The following is a 17,207-nucleotide window of genomic DNA, read 5'->3' as shown; positions in this document are numbered from 1 at the left end:
GTCGTGACGGGCCTGGGTCTGGTCACGCCCGGCGGGACCGGTGTGGAGGCCGGCTGGCGAGCCGCCCTCGCCGGGGTGTCGACGGCCACCCGCGACCCGCTGCTGGCCGGACTGCGGGTGGACATCTCCTGCCGGGTACCGGACTTCGACCCCGACGCGCTCCTCGGACGGCGTCTGGCGCGCCGGATGGACCGGAACACACAACTCAGCATGGTCGCCGCCCGCGAGGCCGTGGCCATGGCGGGGCTCGCCGACCGGGACTGGGACCCGGTCCGCGTCGGAGTGGTGATCGGTACGGGCGGCTCCAGCGTCGACGGCCTCGTCGACGTCTGCGGCAAGCTCGCCGCCGGACGCCCCGAGACCGTCCCACCGATGGCACTGCCCCGCAGCCTGCCCAGCGCGAGCGCGGCCGAGGTCGCCCTCGATCTCGGCGCGGCCGGACCGAACTTCGCGACCTCGGCGGGCTGCGCCTCCGGGCTGACCGCGATCGGCGTCGCCCGCGATCTGCTGCGCTCCGGCGCCCTCGACATCGCGGTGGCCGGCGGTTCCGAGTGCCTCTGCCACCCCCTCGCCGTGACGGCCTTCGCCCAGTTGGGAGTTCTCTCCTCCCGCCCCTGCGACCCGCGCGACGCGGCCCGCCCCTTCGGCAGGGGCCGGGACGGTTTCGTGGCCGCCGAGGGCGCCGGAATCCTGGTGCTGGAGCGCGCCGCGCACGCCCGGGCCCGCCGCGCACCGGTGCTGGCCTGGACGGCCGGTTACGGGGCCGCGGGCGACGCCCACCACATCGCCGCCGTCCACCCCGAGGGCCGGGGCGCCGAGCGGGCGGTACGCGCCGCGCTCGCCGACGCCCGCTGGCAGCCGCAGGACGTGGAGCACGTCAACGCCCACGGTGCGGCGACACCGGCCAACGACGCGGCGGAGGCGTCCTGGCTGGCCCGGGTGCTGCCGCACCGCCCGCCGGTCACCGCCACCAAGGCCGCCCTCGGTCACGCCGGCGCGGGGTCGGGGGGCATCGAGGCCGTCCTCAGCGTGCTCACCCTCGCCCGGCGGACCATCCCGCCGACGGCGAACCTCACCGAACCGGACCCCGCCTTCGCCGAGGGCGTCGACCTCGTCACCAAGGTCCCCCGCCCGAGTGCGGCGCGCACCGCGCTGTGCGTCTCCACCGCCCTGGGCGGCCAGAACAGCGCCCTGGCCCTGATGGCCTCCTGACCCCCGCGCGGCCGGACATCCGCCCCGCGCCCACGCCCCGTACCGCCCGACGCCCGTACCCCGCCGCCGAAGAGCCGCGCGACCGCCCGCACCCCGCACCGAACGGCGCGGCGCCCCCGCCGCTCCCCGTGAACCACTGGAAGCACCGAACCCCATGAGCGCCGTCCTCCCCACCACCCCGTCGCCCTACCCGGCCACCCCGTCCGTCACCGAGACCGAGGCCCCCGGTCTCCAGGGTCAGGTGATGCGCCTGCTCCGCCGGCTGCGCACCGAAGCCGACCCGTACCCGGTGTTCGACCGGCTGCGGGAGCTGGGCCCGGTGATCCCCGTACCCGCGCTCAACGCGGCCGTCGTCACCGGCTTCCAGGAGTGCCGCCACGTCCTGCGCGATCCGGCGTTCGTCCTCCCGGACACCGCCTGGCGCGACGCGCACGCCGGCGGCTGGCGCCACCACCGCAGCGTGGTCAGCTACGCGTCCTCCCTGCCCAACGCCAACCCTCCCCGCCACACGGCGCTCCGGGCCCATCTGGCCCAGGGTTTCCACCGCACCGCGCTCGCCGAGCTGCGGCCCGTGGTGACCGGCCTCGTCCACAGCGGCCTGAACGACCTGGGCGCCGCACTGGCCGCCCACGGCACCGCCGACCTGACCGAACACGTCAGCCGCCCGCTGCCCTCCCGGGTCATGTGCAAGATCCTCACGCTGCCCGACGAGGACGCACCCATGCTCGCGAGCCTGAGCGCCCGTTGGACGGCAGCCGCCGAGCTCTTCCCTTCCGAGGCCGATCTGGACGACGCGGACGCGGCGGACGCCGCCTTGTTCGCGTACTTCCTGCGGGTCGTCCAGGAGCGGGAGCGGTGCCCCGGCACCGATTTCCTCTCCGCCTGGGTGACCGCCGCCCGGGCGGAGGGGGTGGGGACCGACGACGTCGTGGTGCACACCGCCCAGTTGTTCGTGACCGGCTTCATGACCGTCCAGTCCTCATTGACCAGCGCGGCGTACGCCGTGCTGAGCAGCCCCGAGCTGACGGCCGCGCTGCGCCGGCGGCCCGAGGACATGGGGACGGCCGTGGAGGGCGTGCTGCGCACCCGGCCCGCCGCCGCGGTCGTCGGCCGCGTCGCGACCCGAGGCTGTGTACTGGCCGGGGTGCCCGTCGCCGCCCAGCAGCGGCTGATCGTGGTGGTACCGGCGGCCAACCGCGATCCCCGGGCCGCCGCCACCTCCACCGCGCACCTGACCTTCGGCGTGGGTATCCACTACTGCGTCGGCGCGGCCCTCGCCCGCCTGCAGCTGGGCGAGTTCCTCCCCGCCCTGCTCAGCCGGTTCCCCTCCCTGCGCCTCGCCGCCGACCCGGCGCCGGGCCTCCCGGCCTTCGGCCCCGAAGGCGCCGCGCCGATGGCCGGAACCGCCCTCCCCCACCACGTCCGCCTGCTCACCACCCTCGCGAGAGCCCCCCGATGACCCTCACCCCCGCATCGCCCGTCCCCATGCCCGCCGCTCCCACGTCCCCGGACGGCCCCGGTCCCTCGGCGAGCCGCTCACCCGCCACCACCCGAAGGACGCACCATGCCGGCTGAAGCCGCCGTCACCGGCATCGGCATGATCACCCCGGCCGGCGGGAACGCCGCCTCGACCTGGGACGGCGTGTGCGCGGGCAGGAGTCTCGCCCGGCGTGATCCCGTGCTGGCGGGCCTTCCCGTCGATCTCTCCTGCCCCGTCGATCTCGACCCGGAGGCCATGCTCGGGCGCCGCCTGGCCCGTCGGCTGGACCGTTTCTGCCAGCTCGCCCTGGTGGCCGCCCGTCAGGCCGTGGCGGACGCCGGACTCTCCCCGGCCACCTGGGACGCCGACCGGATCGGTGTCGTCCTCGGCGTCAGCTGCAACAGCATGGAGACGTACGTACGCGAGTTCACCCTGCTCGGCGAGGAACGGCCGCACCTGGTCTCGCCCCTGGCGCTGCCCCGGAGCGTGGCCAGCATGGCCGCCGCCGAGGTCGCGCTCGACCTCGGCGTACGCGGCCCCAACTTCACCGTCACCAGCGCCTGCGCCTCCGGGGCCACCGCACTGGGTGTCGCCCGCGGCCTGATCGCCTCCGGCACCTGCGACATCGTGCTGGCCGGGGGCAGCGAGTCCGGGCGCTCCCGGATGGCCGCCACCTGCTTCACCCAGATGCGGGCCCTCTCCCGGGGCGGGCCCGATGGGGCGTCCCGCCCGTTCGACGCGGACCGGGACGGGTTCGTCCTCTCCGAGGGGGCCGCCGTCCTCGTCCTGGAACGCCCCGACCGCGCGCCGGCCCGGGGGGCGCGCACCCGGGCGCTGCTGCGCGGCTTCGGCGCGACCAGCGACGCCCACCACCCTGTCGCCCCGCACCCGGAGGGCCGCGGCGCCGAAAGCGCCCTGCGGGCCGCCCTCGCCGACGCGGGCTGCGCCCCCTCGGACGTCGGCCACGTCAACGCCCACGGCACGTCCACCCAGGCCGGGGACACCGCCGAGGCGCGGGCCCTGCTCCGGGTCTTCGACGGTACGCCCCCGCCGGTCACCGCCCCCAAGGGCGTCCTCGGTCACTCGCTGGGCGCCGCCGGCGCCATCGAGGCGGCCCTGACGGTCCTCACCCTGGAGCAGCAGCTCGTCCCGCCGACCGCCAACCTCTCCCGCCAGGACGAGGGCCTGGCCCTGGACGTGGTCACCGGCGCCCCGCGCCCGGTCGCGCTCTCCGTCGCCGCCTCCAACTCCTTCGGCTTCGGCGGCCAGAACGCGGCGCTGATCTTCACCACTCCCTGAGCACGCGGTGCCACCGGACGCGCGGCGCCGCTCTCTTCACCACTCGGTGGACGCGCCCCGTGCGCACGGCACCCGCCCGCGGCACAGGGCCCCGGACGTGGAGAAGCGGCGGCACCCCCGCACAGGGTGCCGCCGCTCGGGTTCCGGAGGCGCCGCCCGGGCCGGGGCGAGGGGTCGGGGTGGCCCGGTGGTGGCGGCTCCGGAAGTCGGTGGCCGGGAAGCCGGAAGGGGCTCGTCAGCGGCTGTCGCTCTCCTTCGGCGCGGCGGCGGCCCTGCCCGCCTCCAGCCGGGCGACCGGGATGCGGAACGGCGAGCAGGAGACGTAGTCGAGGCCCACCTCGTGGAAGAAGTGCACCGACTCCGGGTCGCCGCCGTGCTCGCCGCAGACGCCGAGCTTGAGGTCGGGGCGGGTGGCGCGGCCGGCCTCGACGGCGCTGCGCACCAGGGCGCCGACGCCGTCCTGGTCGATGGTCTCGAACGGGGAGACCCCGAAGATGCCCTTCTCCAGGTAGGCGGTGAAGAAGGACGCCTCCACGTCGTCGCGGGAGAAGCCCCACACGGTCTGGGTGAGGTCGTTGGTGCCGAAGGAGAAGAACTGCGCGGCCTCGGCGATCTGACCGGCGGTCAGTGCGGCGCGGGGCAGCTCGATCATGGTGCCGATGGTGAGCTTGAGGTCGGTCCCGGTGGCCGCCTGGACCTCGGCGATGACCTGGTCCGCCTCCTCGCGGACGATCTCCAGCTCCTGGACCGTGCCGACGAGCGGGATCATCACCTCGGGGCGGGGGTCGCCCTTGGCGTTCTTCCGGTGCGCGGCGGCCTCGGCGATGGCACGGACCTGCATGGCGAAGAGGCCGGGGATGACCAGCCCGAGGCGTACCCCGCGCAGGCCCAGCATCGGGTTCTGCTCGTGCAGCTTGTGCACGGCCTGGAGGAGCCGGAGGTCGTTCTCGTTGGCGTCCTTGCGGGACTCGGCGAGCGCGACGCGCACCGAGAGTTCGGTGATGTCGGGCAGGAACTCGTGGAGCGGCGGGTCGAGCAGCCGTACGGTGACGGGCAGTCCGTCCATCGACTCGAAGAGCTCGATGAAGTCGGCCTTCTGGAGCGGCAGCAACTCCGCGAGGGCCGCCTCGCGTTCGGCGTCCGTGTCGGCGAGGACCAGCTTCTCCACGAGGACGCGCCGCTCACCGAGGAACATGTGCTCGGTGCGGCAGAGGCCGATTCCCTGGGCGCCGAACCGGCGCGCGCGCAGGGCGTCTTCGGCGTTGTCGGCGTTGGCCCGTACCCGCAGCCGGCGCATCCGGTCCGCGTACGCCATGATCCGGTGGACGGCGGCGACGAGTTCGTCGGCGTCGTCGGCGCCCGCGTGCATCCGGCCCTCGAAGTACTCGACGACCGGGGACGGTACGACGGGTACCTCGCCGAGGTAGACCTTGCCGGTGGAGCCGTCGACGGAGACGAGGTCGCCCTCCTCGACCACGGTGTCGCCCACGGTGAGCCGGCGGCGCTTGGTGTCGACCTCGATCTCCTCGGCGCCGCAGACACAGGTCTTGCCCATGCCCCGGGCGACGACGGCGGCGTGCGAGGTCTTGCCGCCGCGCGAGGTCAGGATGCCTTCGGCGGCGATCATGCCGTCGAGGTCGTCGGGGTTGGTCTCGCGGCGGATCAGGATGACCTTCTCGCCGGAGCGGGACCACTTGATCGCGGTGTACGAGTCGAAGACGGCCTTGCCGACGGCGGCGCCCGGTGAGGCGGCGATGCCCCGGCCGAGCAGCCTGGTCTTCGCGGTGTCGTCGAAGCGGGGGAACATCAGCTGGGCGAGCTGGGCGCCGGTGACGCGCTGGAGCGCCTCGGCCTCGTCGATGAGCCCCTGGTCGACGAGTTGGGTGGCGATCCGGAAGGCCGCGCCGGCGGTGCGCTTGCCGACGCGGGTCTGGAGCATCCACAACTGGCCGCGCTCGATGGTGAACTCGATGTCGCAGAGGTCCCGGTAGTGGGTCTCCAGGGTCTCCATGATCTGCATCAACTGGTCGTAGGACGCCCGGTCGATGGACGAGAGTTCGGCGAGCGGGACGGTGTTGCGGATGCCCGCGACGACGTCCTCGCCCTGGGCGTTCTGCAAGTAGTCGCCGTAGACGCCCTGGTGGCCGCTGGCCGGGTCGCGGGTGAAGGCGACGCCGGTGCCCGAGTCGGGTCCGAGGTTGCCGAAGACCATCGAGCAGATGTTGACGGCGGTGCCGAGGTCGCCGGGGATGCGCTCCTGGCGGCGGTAGAGCTTGGCCCGGTCGGTGTTCCACGACTGGAAGACGGCGTGTATGGCCAGGTCCATCTGCTCCCGCGCGTCCTGAGGGAAGTCGCGGCCCGCTTCGGTCTTCACGATCCGTTTGAAGTTCTTGACGAGCTTCTTGAGGTCCTCGGCGCCGAGGTCCGTGTCGACCTCGACCTTCTTGGCCCGCTTGGCGTCCTCCAGCGCGTCCTCGAAGAGGTCGCCGCCGACACCGAGCACGGTCTTGCCGAACATCTGGATGAGGCGGCGGTACGAGTCCCAGGCGAAGCGCTCGTCGCCCGCCTGCGCGGCGAGCCCGACGACGGAGGCGTCGGAGAGGCCGATGTTGAGGACGGTGTCCATCATTCCGGGCATCGAGAACTTGGCGCCGGAGCGTACGGAGACCAGGAGCGGGTCGTCGGCCTGGCCGAGGGTCTTGCCCATCCGCGTTTCGAGGGCGGCGAGATGGGCGCTCACCTCGTCGCGGAGTTCGGCGGGTTCGACTCCGCTGTCGAGGTAGACCTTGCACGCCTCGGTGGTGATGGTGAAGCCGGGAGGGACCGGCAGACCGAGGTTGGTCATCTCGGCGAGGTTCGCACCTTTCCCACCGAGCAGGTCCTTCAGATCCTTGTTGCCCTCGGTGAAGTCGTAGACGAACTTCTGAGGACCGTTGTTTCCCGACACGGGTCTCGACTCCTTGAGGACGCGGTGAGTGCCCTGACGGCCAGGAACATACCCAGATCAAAGGTGTCCGGTGGCGTCCACTTCTCCATCGTGCGGCCGTAACCACCCGTCTGCCAGCAGATCGAAAGTGAGAGGGGTCGACCACCCTGGCGAGCGATGCGTTCACCTCTCGAACGCAAGGTGACCTTCCGCGACGCATCACCGGCCGTCCGTCACTCTCGGCGAAGCGCCGCGTCGATCGATCGAAGTCTGCACATCTGGCACGCGGTGCCATCATTTGAGAAGTTGAGTCGCGCCTCCGACCCTTTCGATGCGCTCGTATGAGCGAAACCACCCTCAGAAGTGGCGAGTATCACGTCGGTGAGGGCGCCCGGATGTCACCATACGGATGCCTGGGTGTCACCCTTCGTGCACCCCTGCACGCGGATGGTGAGTCCGGGGGCAGCGAAAGACCCCGGCCCGCACATGTCTGCGAACCGGGGTCGACGATGCCCGCCCGTCCGGCGCTCATACGAGCGGCGCCTCCGAGGAGGCACTCCGTACCCTCGTGGGCCGCCGCGATCAGCCGCCGGAGGTGTCCAGCTCGGCGTCCGCGCTCACGCCGGAGCAGTCGTACGGGTCCTTCAACCAGCCGTCCGGGAGCACCACCCGGTTGTTGCCCGAGGTGCGTCCGCGCGGGCCGTCCGCGCCGTCCGGCCACGGCTGGTCGAGGTCCAGCTCGTTCAGCTGACCGGCCAGCTCCTCCAGGGAGGAGGTGATCGCGAGCTTCTTGCGCATCTCCGAGCCCACGGCGAAGCCCTTGAGGTACCAGGCCACGTGCTTGCGGAAGTCGATGACGCCGCGCGCCTCGTCGCCGATCCACTCGCCCAGCAGGGTCGCGTGGCGCACCATCACCTCGGCGACCTCGCGCAGGGCCGGCTCACGCTTGGTGTTCGTGCCGTCGAAGGCGCCGACCAGGTCGCCGAAGAGCCAGGGGCGGCCGAGGCAGCCGCGACCGACGACCACGCCGTCGCAGCCGGTCTCGGCCATCATCCGGCGGGCGTCCTCGGCGGACCAGATGTCGCCGTTGCCGAGGACGGGGATCTCCGGGACGTGCTCCTTGAGGCGGGCGATGGCCTCCCAGTCGGCGGTGCCGCCGTAGTGCTGGGCCGTGGTCCTGCCGTGCAGCGCGACGGCGGCCACGCCCTCCTCGACGGCGATCCGGCCGGCGTCGAGGTAGGTGAGGTGGTCGTCGTCGATGCCCTTGCGCATCTTGATCGTGACCGGCAGCTCACCCGCGTTCCCCACGGCCTCGCGCAGGATCGCGCGGAGCAGCGGTCGCTTGTACGGGAGCGCCGAGCCGCCGCCCTTGCGGGTCACCTTGGGGACCGGGCAGCCGAAGTTCAGGTCGATGTGGTCGGCGAGGTCCTCGTCGACGATCATGCGGACGGCCTTGCCGACCGTGACCGGGTCCACACCGTAGAGCTGGATCGACCGGGGGGTCTCGCTCGCGTCGAAGTGGACGAGCTGCATGGTCTTCTCGTTGCGCTCGACCAGCGCCCGCGTCGTGATCATCTCGCTGACGAACAGCCCCCGGCCGCCGGAGAACTCACGGCACAGGGTGCGGAACGGCGCGTTGGTGATACCGGCCATGGGGGCGAGGACCACCGGCGGCTGCACGGTGTGCGGGCCGATGCGGAGCTGCTGGGGCGCGGGGGCGAGCGTGGTCATCCCCCCATTGTCCCGTACGCGCGGAACTCCTCCGCCGGGCCGGTACGCCTCCGCCACCTCTCCCCGTACGACCCACGCGTCCCGCCCGTCACGCCCGCCACGCCCGGCACGGCGGAACACGGGGTTCCGGCGGCGGGTCGTTAGCGTCGGGCGGCATGACCTTACGTACGGAACGACGAGAGGTTCCTCTCATGCCCCACCGCTCCCCCGCCCCGCACCCGTCCCGCCGGAGCCTGCTGACGCTGGCCGGGGCGGTCGGCGCCGGCACGCTGCTGACCGCGGGCACCGCGCACGCCACCGGGTCGCCCCGAGAGCTCGCGGCAGGCGCCCAGGACGCACTGGCCGCGCTGCGGGCCCTGGAGCAGGAGCACGGCGCCCGCCTCGGCGCGTACGCCCACAACCTCGCCACCGGCACCACGGTGGCGCACCGGGCCGGGGAACGCTTCCCGCTCTGCTCGACCTTCAAGACGCTCGCGGCGGCGGCCGTCCTGCGTGACCTGGACCGCGACGGCGAGGTGCTGGGCAAGCGGGTCCGCTACACGGAGGCGGACCTGGTCGACGCCTCCGACGTCACCCGGGCCCATCTGGCCACCGGGATGACCGTGGCGGAGCTCTGCGACGCGGCGATCTGCGACAGCGACAACACCGCGGGCAACCTGCTGCTGCGGGAGCTGGGCGGCCCCTCGGCGGTCACCCGCTTCTGCCGGTCGCTCGGGGACGACACGACCCGGCTGGACCGGTGGGAGACGGAGCTGAACTCGGCCGAACCCTGGCAGTGGCGGGACACCACCAGCCCCTACGCCCTCTCCCGTACGTACGCCCGACTCGTCCTCGGTGACGCGCTCACGCCGAGCGACCGCGAGCGGCTCACCGGCTGGCTGCTGAACTGCCGGACCAGCGCGACCCGCTTCCGGACGGGGCTGCCGAAGGACTGGACGATCGCCGACAAGACCGGCGGCGGCTCCTACGGCACCTGCAACGACGCGGGGGTCGCCTGGACGGCCGAGGGCGAGCCGGTGGTGGTGACCGTGCTGACGACCAAGCCGCAGGCCACGGCGGTCGGCGACCACCCGCTGGTGGCGAAGGCGGCGGCGGTGCTGGCGGCGGCGGTCGGCTGAGCCGGCCCGCACCACGGCCGTGGGGCCCGGATCGCACGACGGCGGTCCGGGCCCCACGGCCGTGTTCGGGTCAACGCGTCAGCTCTGGCCCTCGGCGGTGTCCGTCTCCGGGGCGGCGGTGGTCCCGGTGGCGCGCTCGCGCATCTTGCGCACCAGCTCCTGCTTCTTGTCCTCCGCCACCTTGCGGTCGGCGTCACGGACGGTGCCCGCGCCCTGCTGCTCGGCACGGGACAGCTTCTTGCGCTGTCCGCCGACGCCGAGGAGGTTGTTGCGGCTCTTGGCCATGGTGGTGTTCTCCCGTGTGGGGGTGAGAAGGGGGGTCCGCGGTGCTCACGGATCGATCCGTGGGGCGGCGGGCTCGAGGGTGGTACCGCTCAGCCCTGCCGCGCGCTCACTCGTAGATCTGGAAGAACGACATGCCGGAAACCGTACCCCGCGCCGGGAGCGTCCGGCACCGGATTTTCCGCCGCCTCCGGTCCCGTACCCCTCGGCGGACGCTCAGGCTCCCGGGTCGATCGTCGCCTGGTGGGCCTCGGCGAGGTGCTCCTGCGCCTTCAGCCAGGGCAGGAACTGCGCCCCCTTGCGCCAGCCGCAGGTCTCGCAGGTCAGCAGCCGCTGGACCCCCGACTTCCGTACCCGGACGACGTGTTCACGCCCGTGCCGGTCCCAGCGGCTGACCTTGCTCTGGGTCGTGGACACCATGGCGACCTCCGGGGTAGGGGTGCGCCCAGTGTGCGACGAAGCCCCTGGACCCCGCGCGGGGTCCGGGGGCTTCGGAGCGAAACCGTGATGCGTGGTGCGTCGGCTCCCCGCACCACGGCTCCGTGACGCGTCGGCGCCCGTGATGCCGGTGAGGCGTCAGCAGCCCAGCAGACGGGCGCCCAGGTACGCCTGGATCTGGTCCAGGGAGACACGCTCCTGCTTCATGCTGTCGCGCTCGCGGACGGTCACCGCGTTGTCGTCCAGGGTGTCGAAGTCGACGGTGACGCAGAACGGCGTACCGATCTCGTCCTGGCGGCGGTAGCGGCGGCCGATGGCACCGGCGTCGTCGAACTCGATGTTCCAGTTCTTGCGCAGGTCGGTGGCGAGGCCCTTGGCCTTCGGCGACAGCTGCGCGTTGCGGGAGAGCGGCAGCACGGCGACCTTGACCGGCGCGAGGCGCGGGTCGAGGCGCAGCACGGTGCGCTTCTCCATGACGCCCTTGGCGTTGGGCGCCTCGTCCTCGACGTAGGCGTCCAGGAGGAAGGCCAGCATCGCCCGGCCGACACCGGCCGCCGGCTCGATGACGTACGGCGTCCACTTCTCGTTGGCCTCCTGGTCGAAGTAGACCAGGTCGGTGCCGGAGGCCTTGGAGTGCGCCTTCAGGTCGTAGTCGGTGCGGTTGGCGACACCCTCCAGCTCGCCCCACTCGTTGCCGCCGAAGCGGAAGCGGTACTCGATGTCGGCGGTGCGCTTGGAGTAGTGGGAGAGCTTCTCCTGCGGGTGCTCGAACCAGCGCATGTTCTCCTCGCGCATGCCGAGGTCCGTGTACCAGTTCCAGCGCTGGTCCATCCAGTACTGCTGCCACTCCTCGTCCTCGCCCGGCTTGACGAAGAACTCCATCTCCATCTGCTCGAACTCGCGGGTGCGGAAGATGAAGTTGCCCGGAGTGATCTCGTTCCGGAAGGACTTGCCCATCTGCGCGATGCCGAACGGCGGCTTCTTGCGGGAAGTCTGGGCCACCTGGCCGAAGTTGGTGAAGATGCCCTGGGCGGTCTCGGGGCGCAGGTAGGCGACCGATCCGGAGTCCTGGGTCGGGCCGAGGTGGGTGGAGAGCAGACCCGAGAACTGCTTGGGCTCGGTGAAGGTGCCCTTGTTGCCGCAGTTGGGGCAGTTGAGGTCGGCGAGGCCGCCCACCGGGGGCTTGCCGTGCTTCGCCTCGTACGCCTCCTCCAGGTGGTCGGCGCGGTAGCGCTTGTGGCAGGAGGTGCACTCGGTCAGCGGGTCGCTGAAGGTGGCGACGTGACCGGAGGCGACCCAGACCTCGGGGGCCAGAATCACCGACGAGTCGAGGCCGACCACGTCTTCGCGCGAGGTGACCATGTAGCGCCACCACTGGCGCTTGAGGTTCTCCTTCATCTCCACGCCCAGCGGGCCGTAGTCCCAGGCGGCCTTCTGGCCACCGTAGATCTCACTGCAGGGATAGACGAAGCCACGGCGCTTGCTCAGGCTGACGATGGAGTCGATCTTGTCGGCGGCCACGGTGCTCTCTTCATTACGACGGCGAAACGGGACAGAAGCGGCGCTGAGCGCCTCGCTGGGGGGTGGTGCTCAGGAGACGGGCGAGCGAATGCCCAAGATTACCGGCGGGCGCACCCCCCGGATCAAATCGGGGGCCGGAGTGCGCTCCCGACCCTCTCGCGCTTCCGGTCGGTTCATCATCCTTGTTGACAATCGTTTCCAGTTTTGTTGAAAATGGGATTCATGAACGTACGCCGCCTCATACCCGCCACCGCCGTCGCCGGCGCGGTCGCCCTCGGCATCACCGCCCTCTCCGCCTGCTCCGGTTCCGACACCGCCGGCGGGTCCGACGGCAAGCTGGACGTGGTCGCGTCCTTCTATCCCATGCAGTACCTCGCCGAGGAGATCGGCGGCAGCCACGTCTCGGTCACCACGCTGACCAAGCCCGGCGTCGAACCGCACGACCTGGAGCTCAGCCCCCGCCAGATCGGCTCGCTGACCGACGCCGACTACATCCTGTACCTCAAGGGCATCCAGCCCGCCGTGGACGACGCCATCGCCCAGTCCGGTGCGAAGAACACCGTGGACGCCGCGAAGCTCACCACCATGGAGACGCACGGCTCCGAGGTCGACGGCCACGACCACGCGTCGTCCGACGACCACGCCGGCGACGACGAGGAAACGGCCGGCCGCGACCCGCACGTCTGGCTGGACCCGGTGAAGTACGCCGAGGTCGCCGAGGGCGTGGGCAAGTCCCTGGAGAAGGCCGACCCCGCCCACGCGGCCGACTACCGCGCGAACACCGACGCGCTGGTCAAGAAACTGGACGCGCTGAACACGGAGTACGCGGCCGGGCTGAAGTCCACGACCACCAAGACCTTCCTCACCACGCACTCCGCCTTCGGCTACCTCGCCGAGCGCTACGGCCTCACCCAGGAGGGCATCGCCGGAGTCGACCCCGAGGCGGAGCCGAGCCTGGCGCGCGTCAAGGACCTCCAGCACATCGCCGAGGAGGACGGCGCCACCACCGTGTTCTTCGAGACGCTCGCCAGCGACAAGACGGCGAAGACCCTCGCGAAGGACACCGGGCTGCGCACCGACGTCCTGGACCCGCTGGAGGGAATCACCGACAAGTCGAAGGGCGACGACTACATCCAGGTCATGGAGTCGAACCTCGCCGCCCTCCAGAAGGCCCTGGGCGCCAAGTGACCGACGCCGTGACCCCCGAACCCGGACCGGAGACACCCATGGACGAGCCCGTCATTCCCGCCCCGGCCACCGCCGGGAGCAGGACCGGCGCCGGGAAGCCGGAGACCGAAGCCGTGATCCGGCTCACCGGCGCCACCGCCACCCTTGGCTCCCGACCCGTGCTGCGCGGGGTAGACCTGACCGTCCACGCGGGAGAGGTCGTCGCCCTGCTCGGCGCCAACGGCTCCGGCAAGTCCACCGCCGTACGCTCCGCCATCGGCCAGGTCCCCCTCACCAGCGGCACCGTCGAGCTCTTCGGCACCCCGCTCCGGCGCTTCCGCCACTGGGCCCGCGTCGGCTACGTACCGCAGCGCACCACCGCCTCGGCGGGCGTCCCGGCGACCGTCCGGGAGGTCGTCTCCTCCGGCCGGCTGTCGCGCACCGGGCTGCGCGTCCCGGGCCGGGCCGACCGCGCCGCCGTCGACCGGGCCATCGCCCTCGTCGGGCTGAGCGACCGCGCGAACGACTCGGTGAGCGCGCTCTCCGGCGGGCAGCACCAGCGGGTCCTGATCGCCCGCGCGCTGGCCTCCGAGCCCGAACTGCTGATCATGGACGAGCCGATGGCCGGGGTCGACCTCGCCAGCCAGGAGATCCTCGCCACCACGCTGCGCGAGCAGGTCGCCGCCGGCACCACCGTGCTGCTGGTCCTGCACGAGCTGGGCCCGCTGGAGCCCCTGATCGACCGCGCGGTCGTGCTGCGCGACGGCTGTGTGACGCACGACGGTCCGCCGCCGCGCTCCGTCGGGCAGCACGCGCTCCCCGGCCACGACCACGTCCACCCCCACGCGGCTTCCGAGCCCGTCCGAACGGGACTGCTGACCTGATGGAATTCCTCACGCCCCCCTTCATGCAGCGCGCGCTGATCGCCGCCGTCCTGGTCGGCATCACCGCCCCCGCCATCGGCATCTACCTCGTCCAGCGCCGCCAGGCCCTCATGGGCGACGGCATCGGGCACATCGCGATGACCGGTGTCGGCCTCGGCTTCCTGCTCTCCACCAGCCCCGTCTGGATGGCCACCGCCGTCGCGGTCGCCGGCGCGGTCGTCATGGAGCTGATCCGCTGGTTCGGACGCACCCGCGGCGACATCGCCCTGGCCATGCTCTTCTACGGCGGCATGGCGGGCGGCGTGATGCTGATCAACATCTCCGACACCGGCTCGAACGCCAACCTCACCTCGTACCTCTTCGGTTCGCTCTCCATGGTCTCGTCCCAGGACGTCTGGGCGATCGTCCTGCTCGCCGCGTTCGTGGTGCTGGTGACCGTGGGTCTGCGCCGCCAGCTCTTCGCGGTCAGCCAGGACGAGGAGTTCGCGCGGGTCACCGGACTGCCGGTGCGGCTGCTGAACCTCATGATCGCGGTGACGGCAGCCGTGACGGTCACCGTCGCCATGCGGGTCGTCGGTCTGCTGCTGGTCAGCGCGCTGATGGTGGTACCGGTCGCGGCCGCCCAGCAGGTGTCGAAGTCCTTCCGGCTGACCTTCGTGCTCTCCGTGGTGATCGGTACCGCCGTCACCCTGGCCGGCACCGTCACCTCCTACTACCAGGACGTGCCCCCCGGCGCGACGATCGTGCTGCTGGCCATCGCCGCCTTCGTCGCGCTGACCGCGCTGGCCGCCCCGCTGGCCCGCCGCCGGGCCAGGGGCCGCACCGAGGAACCGGGGAAGTGCACCCTGGAGGTACCGGGCAGTCGCACCGCCGCGGACGACGTGCGCGTATGAGGAATTCGCCCGGTGCGGCTGGCACAATGGCCCGACACCTGTACGGGCGACATGAGGAGGCAGCTGTGGCGGCGCCGATCAGTGGCACGAACGCGGCTCCGGTACGGGGGCGGTCCACCCGCCAGCGGGCGGCGGTCGCGGCGGCGCTCGACGAGGTGGACGAGTTCCGCAGCGCCCAGGAGCTGCACGACGTCCTCAAGCACCGGGGCGACTCGGTCGGTCTGACCACCGTCTACCGCACCCTGCAGTCCCTCGCCGACGCGGGCGAGGTGGACGTGCTGCGCACCACCGAGGGCGAGTCCGTCTACCGCCGCTGCTCGACCGGCGACCACCACCACCATCTGGTCTGCCGGGTCTGCGGCAAGGCCGTCGAGGTGGAGGGCCCGGCCGTGGAGCAGTGGGCAGAGACGATCGCCTCCCAGCACGGCTACGTCAACGTGGCGCACACCGTGGAGATCTTCGGTACCTGCGCCGAGTGCGCCGAGTGCGCGGCCGGGAAGCACTGACCCCGGCGACGACGTACGGCGGAGGGGGAGAACCGGTGACCGGTTCTCCCCCTCCGCCGTTCCCTGTCCGGCTGCTGCGGCTCACGCCCCGGGCGCGGGCTCCCCGGCCGGGGCGGCCTCCTGCGCGCCGCCGAAGCGGCGGTCGCGCCGGGCGTACTCCAGGCAGGCGCGCCACAGGTCGCGGCGGTCGAAATCGGGCCACAGCACGTCCTGGAACACCATCTCGGCGTAGGCGCTCTGCCAGATCAGGTAGTTGGAGGTGCGCTGCTCGCCGCTGGGGCGCACGAAGAGGTCCACGTCCGGCATGTCCGGGTAGTAGATGTACTTCGCGAACGTCTTCTCGTTGACCTTCGACGGGTCGAGCCTGCCCGCCGCCACGTCCTCGGCGATGCGCTGCGCGGCGTCGGCGATCTCGGCCCGGCCGCCGTAGTTGACGCAGAAGTACAGCGTCATCTTGTCGTTGTCCTTGGTCTGCTCCTGGGCGACCTGGAGCTCCTGGACGACGGACTTCCACAGCTTGGGCATCCGGCCGACCCAGCGGATGCGGATGCCGAGCTCGTCCATCTCGTCCCGTCGGCGGCGGATGACGTCCCGGTTGAAGTTCATGAGGAACTTCACCTCGTCCGGGGACCGCTTCCAGTTCTCCGTGGAGAACGCGTAGAGCGAGAGGTTCTTGACGCCCATCTCGATGCAGCCCTTGAGGACGTCCATGACGACGCCTTCGCCGACCCGGTGGCCCTCGGTGCGCGGGAGACCGCGCTCCTTGGCCCAGCGGCCGTTCCCGTCCATCACGACGGCCACGTGCTGGGGCACCAGCTCGGCGGGGATCTTCGGGGGTGTCGCACCGGACGGGTGCGGCTCGGGGGTCTTGTACGTGCGCCGGTTACGGCCGCCGAGGATCCCGCGTACTGCCATGAGCTTCTCTCGTCTCCCTGTGTCGCTTCTGCACGAACCGCAGCGAGGTCACTGTTCCACGTACCGCAGCGAGCGCAGACCGCGCTCCAGATGCCAGTGCAGATAGGCGGACACCAGCCCGCTCCCCTCCCTGGCATGACGCGCCTCGCACGCGTCCGCCGTCGCCCAGTCGCCGCTGAGCAGCGCGCTCAGCAGGGTCAGGGCCTCCGCCGAGGGTACGACGCTCCCGGGCACCCGGCAGTCGGCGCATACGGCTCCGCCCGCCGCGATGGAGAAGAAACGGTTCGGTCCGGGCATTCCGCACCGCGCGCAGTCCTCGAAGCTGGGGGCGTAGCCGTTGACGGCGAGGGAGCGCAGCAGGAACGCGTCGAGGATGAGGTGGGGGGCGTGTTCGCCCCCGGCGAGGGTGCGCAGCCCGCCGACGAGCAGCAGGTACTGCTGGACGGCCGGTTCACCCTCGTGGTCGGTGAAGCGCTCGGCGGTCTCCAGCATGGCGGTGCCGGCGGTGTAGCGGGCGTAGTCGGTGACGATCCGGCCGCCGTACGGGGCGATGGTCTCGCTCTGCGTGCAGAGCGGCAGCCCCCGGCCGATCAGCTCGCTGCCGCGCGCGAAGAACTGCACGTCCACGTGGGAGAAGGGTTCGAGGCGGGCGCCGAACTTGGACTTGGTGCGGCGGACCCCCCGGGCGACCGCGCGCACCCGGCCGTGGCCGCGGGTCAGCAGGGTGATGATCCGGTCGGCCTCGCCCAGTTTCTGCGTACGCAGTACGACGCCGTCGTCCCGGAACAAGCTCATGGACCCATTGTCGCCCACCGGCCCGCGATCGGGTCGGCGG

The 17,207-nt window shown here is 72.0% G+C and carries 15 protein-coding genes; 8 read left to right on the top strand and 7 right to left on the bottom strand.

The genetic code is table 11. The features are described 5' to 3' along the window. Positions 1-3 precede the first annotated feature (3 nt). From OHT52_RS21650 to OHT52_RS21640, 3 genes are all read left to right on the top strand, one after another. Positions 4-1,212 carry a beta-ketoacyl-[acyl-carrier-protein] synthase family protein gene (locus OHT52_RS21650; protein ID WP_328721837.1) on the top strand — a complete coding sequence of 403 codons (1,209 nt, stop codon included), beginning with the start codon at positions 4-6 and terminating at the stop codon, positions 1,210-1,212. Between the two features lie 154 nt (positions 1,213-1,366). Next, the gene (locus tag OHT52_RS21645) at positions 1,367-2,671 is read left to right on the top strand and encodes a cytochrome P450 (RefSeq protein ID WP_328721836.1); all 1,305 of its coding nucleotides are present in this window, start codon (positions 1,367-1,369) and stop codon (positions 2,669-2,671) included. Positions 2,672-2,776: 105 nt separating this feature from the next. Then, on the top strand, positions 2,777-3,991 hold the full coding sequence (locus OHT52_RS21640) for a beta-ketoacyl-[acyl-carrier-protein] synthase family protein (protein ID WP_328721835.1): 1,215 nt from the start codon (positions 2,777-2,779) through the stop codon (positions 3,989-3,991). A gap of 235 nt (positions 3,992-4,226) precedes the next feature. On the opposite strand, the gene ppdK is transcribed toward OHT52_RS21640, so the two are convergent. Together ppdK and dusB are read right to left on the bottom strand one after the other, a co-directional pair. Further along, complete coding sequence (ppdK, locus tag OHT52_RS21635; protein ID WP_328721834.1) at positions 4,227-6,938, bottom strand: pyruvate, phosphate dikinase; 2,712 nt, start codon at positions 6,936-6,938, stop codon at positions 4,227-4,229. A 561-nt stretch (positions 6,939-7,499) separates the two neighbouring features. Beyond that, positions 7,500-8,648, bottom strand: coding sequence for a tRNA dihydrouridine synthase DusB (gene dusB, locus OHT52_RS21630; protein WP_328721833.1), 1,149 nt, complete (start codon positions 8,646-8,648; stop codon positions 7,500-7,502). A gap of 191 nt (positions 8,649-8,839) precedes the next feature. On the opposite strand from dusB, the gene bla reads away from it, so the two are divergent. Next, on the top strand, positions 8,840-9,766 hold the full coding sequence (bla, locus tag OHT52_RS21625) for a class A beta-lactamase (RefSeq protein ID WP_328721832.1): 927 nt from the start codon (positions 8,840-8,842) through the stop codon (positions 9,764-9,766). A 78-nt stretch (positions 9,767-9,844) separates the two neighbouring features. Here bla and OHT52_RS21620 read toward each other — a convergent pair whose 3' ends face one another. From OHT52_RS21620 to OHT52_RS21610, 3 genes are all read right to left on the bottom strand, one after another. Further along, positions 9,845-10,051 (bottom strand): DUF6243 family protein, encoded by a 207-nt coding sequence (locus tag OHT52_RS21620; protein WP_328721831.1) that lies wholly within the window; start codon positions 10,049-10,051, stop codon positions 9,845-9,847. Between the two features lie 213 nt (positions 10,052-10,264). Beyond that, complete coding sequence (locus tag OHT52_RS21615; protein ID WP_328721830.1) at positions 10,265-10,468, bottom strand: hypothetical protein; 204 nt, start codon at positions 10,466-10,468, stop codon at positions 10,265-10,267. Between the two features lie 156 nt (positions 10,469-10,624). After that, on the bottom strand, positions 10,625-12,007 hold the full coding sequence (locus OHT52_RS21610; protein WP_328721829.1) for a glycine--tRNA ligase: 1,383 nt from the start codon (positions 12,005-12,007) through the stop codon (positions 10,625-10,627). Positions 12,008-12,229: 222 nt separating this feature from the next. Here OHT52_RS21610 and OHT52_RS21605 point away from each other — a divergent pair, with 222 nt between their 5' ends. Genes OHT52_RS21605 through OHT52_RS21590 form a run of 4 tightly spaced genes read left to right on the top strand, consistent with a single transcriptional unit; the run spans position 12,230 to position 15,457 of the window. Then, complete coding sequence (locus OHT52_RS21605; protein WP_328721828.1) at positions 12,230-13,195, top strand: metal ABC transporter substrate-binding protein; 966 nt, start codon at positions 12,230-12,232, stop codon at positions 13,193-13,195. A 38-nt stretch (positions 13,196-13,233) separates the two neighbouring features. After that, positions 13,234-14,058 carry a metal ABC transporter ATP-binding protein gene (locus OHT52_RS21600; RefSeq protein WP_328721827.1) on the top strand — a complete coding sequence of 275 codons (825 nt, stop codon included), beginning with the start codon at positions 13,234-13,236 and terminating at the stop codon, positions 14,056-14,058. After that, positions 14,058-14,951, top strand: a complete 894-nt coding sequence (locus OHT52_RS21595) for a metal ABC transporter permease (protein ID WP_328721826.1) — start codon at positions 14,058-14,060, stop codon at positions 14,949-14,951. The genes OHT52_RS21600 and OHT52_RS21595 overlap by 1 nt, the downstream gene beginning before the upstream one ends. A 26-nt stretch (positions 14,952-14,977) precedes the next feature. Beyond that, positions 14,978-15,457, top strand: a complete 480-nt coding sequence (locus OHT52_RS21590; RefSeq protein WP_387374942.1) for a Fur family transcriptional regulator — start codon at positions 14,978-14,980, stop codon at positions 15,455-15,457. Positions 15,458-15,538: 81 nt separating this feature from the next. Here OHT52_RS21590 and OHT52_RS21585 read toward each other — a convergent pair whose 3' ends face one another. Both OHT52_RS21585 and recO read right to left on the bottom strand, forming a co-directional pair. Continuing rightward, complete coding sequence (locus OHT52_RS21585; RefSeq protein WP_328721824.1) at positions 15,539-16,372, bottom strand: isoprenyl transferase; 834 nt, start codon at positions 16,370-16,372, stop codon at positions 15,539-15,541. Between the two features lie 48 nt (positions 16,373-16,420). Further along, on the bottom strand, positions 16,421-17,167 hold the full coding sequence (gene recO / locus OHT52_RS21580; RefSeq protein ID WP_328721823.1) for a DNA repair protein RecO: 747 nt from the start codon (positions 17,165-17,167) through the stop codon (positions 16,421-16,423). Positions 17,168-17,207: the final 40 nt, after the last annotated feature.

Origin of the sequence: Streptomyces sp. NBC_00247, from assembly GCF_036188265.1 — a bacterium.
In the GTDB taxonomy this organism is placed as follows: Bacteria; Actinomycetota; Actinomycetes; order Streptomycetales; family Streptomycetaceae; genus Streptomyces.
This window is presented reverse-complemented; position numbering and strand designations above follow the sequence as displayed.

What these genes read in the sequence shown, in the direction of transcription:
- OHT52_RS21645 (WP_328721836.1), top strand. Translation starts at nt 1,367, where the DNA reads ATGAGCGCCGTCCTCCCCACCACCCCGTCGCCCTACCCGGCCACCCCG.
- OHT52_RS21640 (WP_328721835.1), top strand. Translation starts at nt 2,777, where the DNA reads ATGCCGGCTGAAGCCGCCGTCACCGGCATCGGCATGATCACCCCGGCC.
- dusB (WP_328721833.1), bottom strand. Translation starts at nt 8,648, where the DNA reads ATGACCACGCTCGCCCCCGCGCCCCAGCAGCTCCGCATCGGCCCGCAC.
- bla (WP_328721832.1), top strand. Translation starts at nt 8,840, where the DNA reads ATGCCCCACCGCTCCCCCGCCCCGCACCCGTCCCGCCGGAGCCTGCTG.
- OHT52_RS21620 (WP_328721831.1), bottom strand. Translation starts at nt 10,051, where the DNA reads ATGGCCAAGAGCCGCAACAACCTCCTCGGCGTCGGCGGACAGCGCAAG.
- OHT52_RS21615 (WP_328721830.1), bottom strand. Translation starts at nt 10,468, where the DNA reads ATGGTGTCCACGACCCAGAGCAAGGTCAGCCGCTGGGACCGGCACGGG.
- OHT52_RS21605 (WP_328721828.1), top strand. Translation starts at nt 12,230, where the DNA reads ATGAACGTACGCCGCCTCATACCCGCCACCGCCGTCGCCGGCGCGGTC.
- OHT52_RS21600 (WP_328721827.1), top strand. Translation starts at nt 13,234, where the DNA reads ATGGACGAGCCCGTCATTCCCGCCCCGGCCACCGCCGGGAGCAGGACC.
- OHT52_RS21595 (WP_328721826.1), top strand. Translation starts at nt 14,058, where the DNA reads ATGGAATTCCTCACGCCCCCCTTCATGCAGCGCGCGCTGATCGCCGCC.
- OHT52_RS21590 (WP_387374942.1), top strand. Translation starts at nt 14,978, where the DNA reads ATGGCCCGACACCTGTACGGGCGACATGAGGAGGCAGCTGTGGCGGCG.
- OHT52_RS21585 (WP_328721824.1), bottom strand. Translation starts at nt 16,372, where the DNA reads ATGGCAGTACGCGGGATCCTCGGCGGCCGTAACCGGCGCACGTACAAG.
- recO (WP_328721823.1), bottom strand. Translation starts at nt 17,167, where the DNA reads ATGAGCTTGTTCCGGGACGACGGCGTCGTACTGCGTACGCAGAAACTG.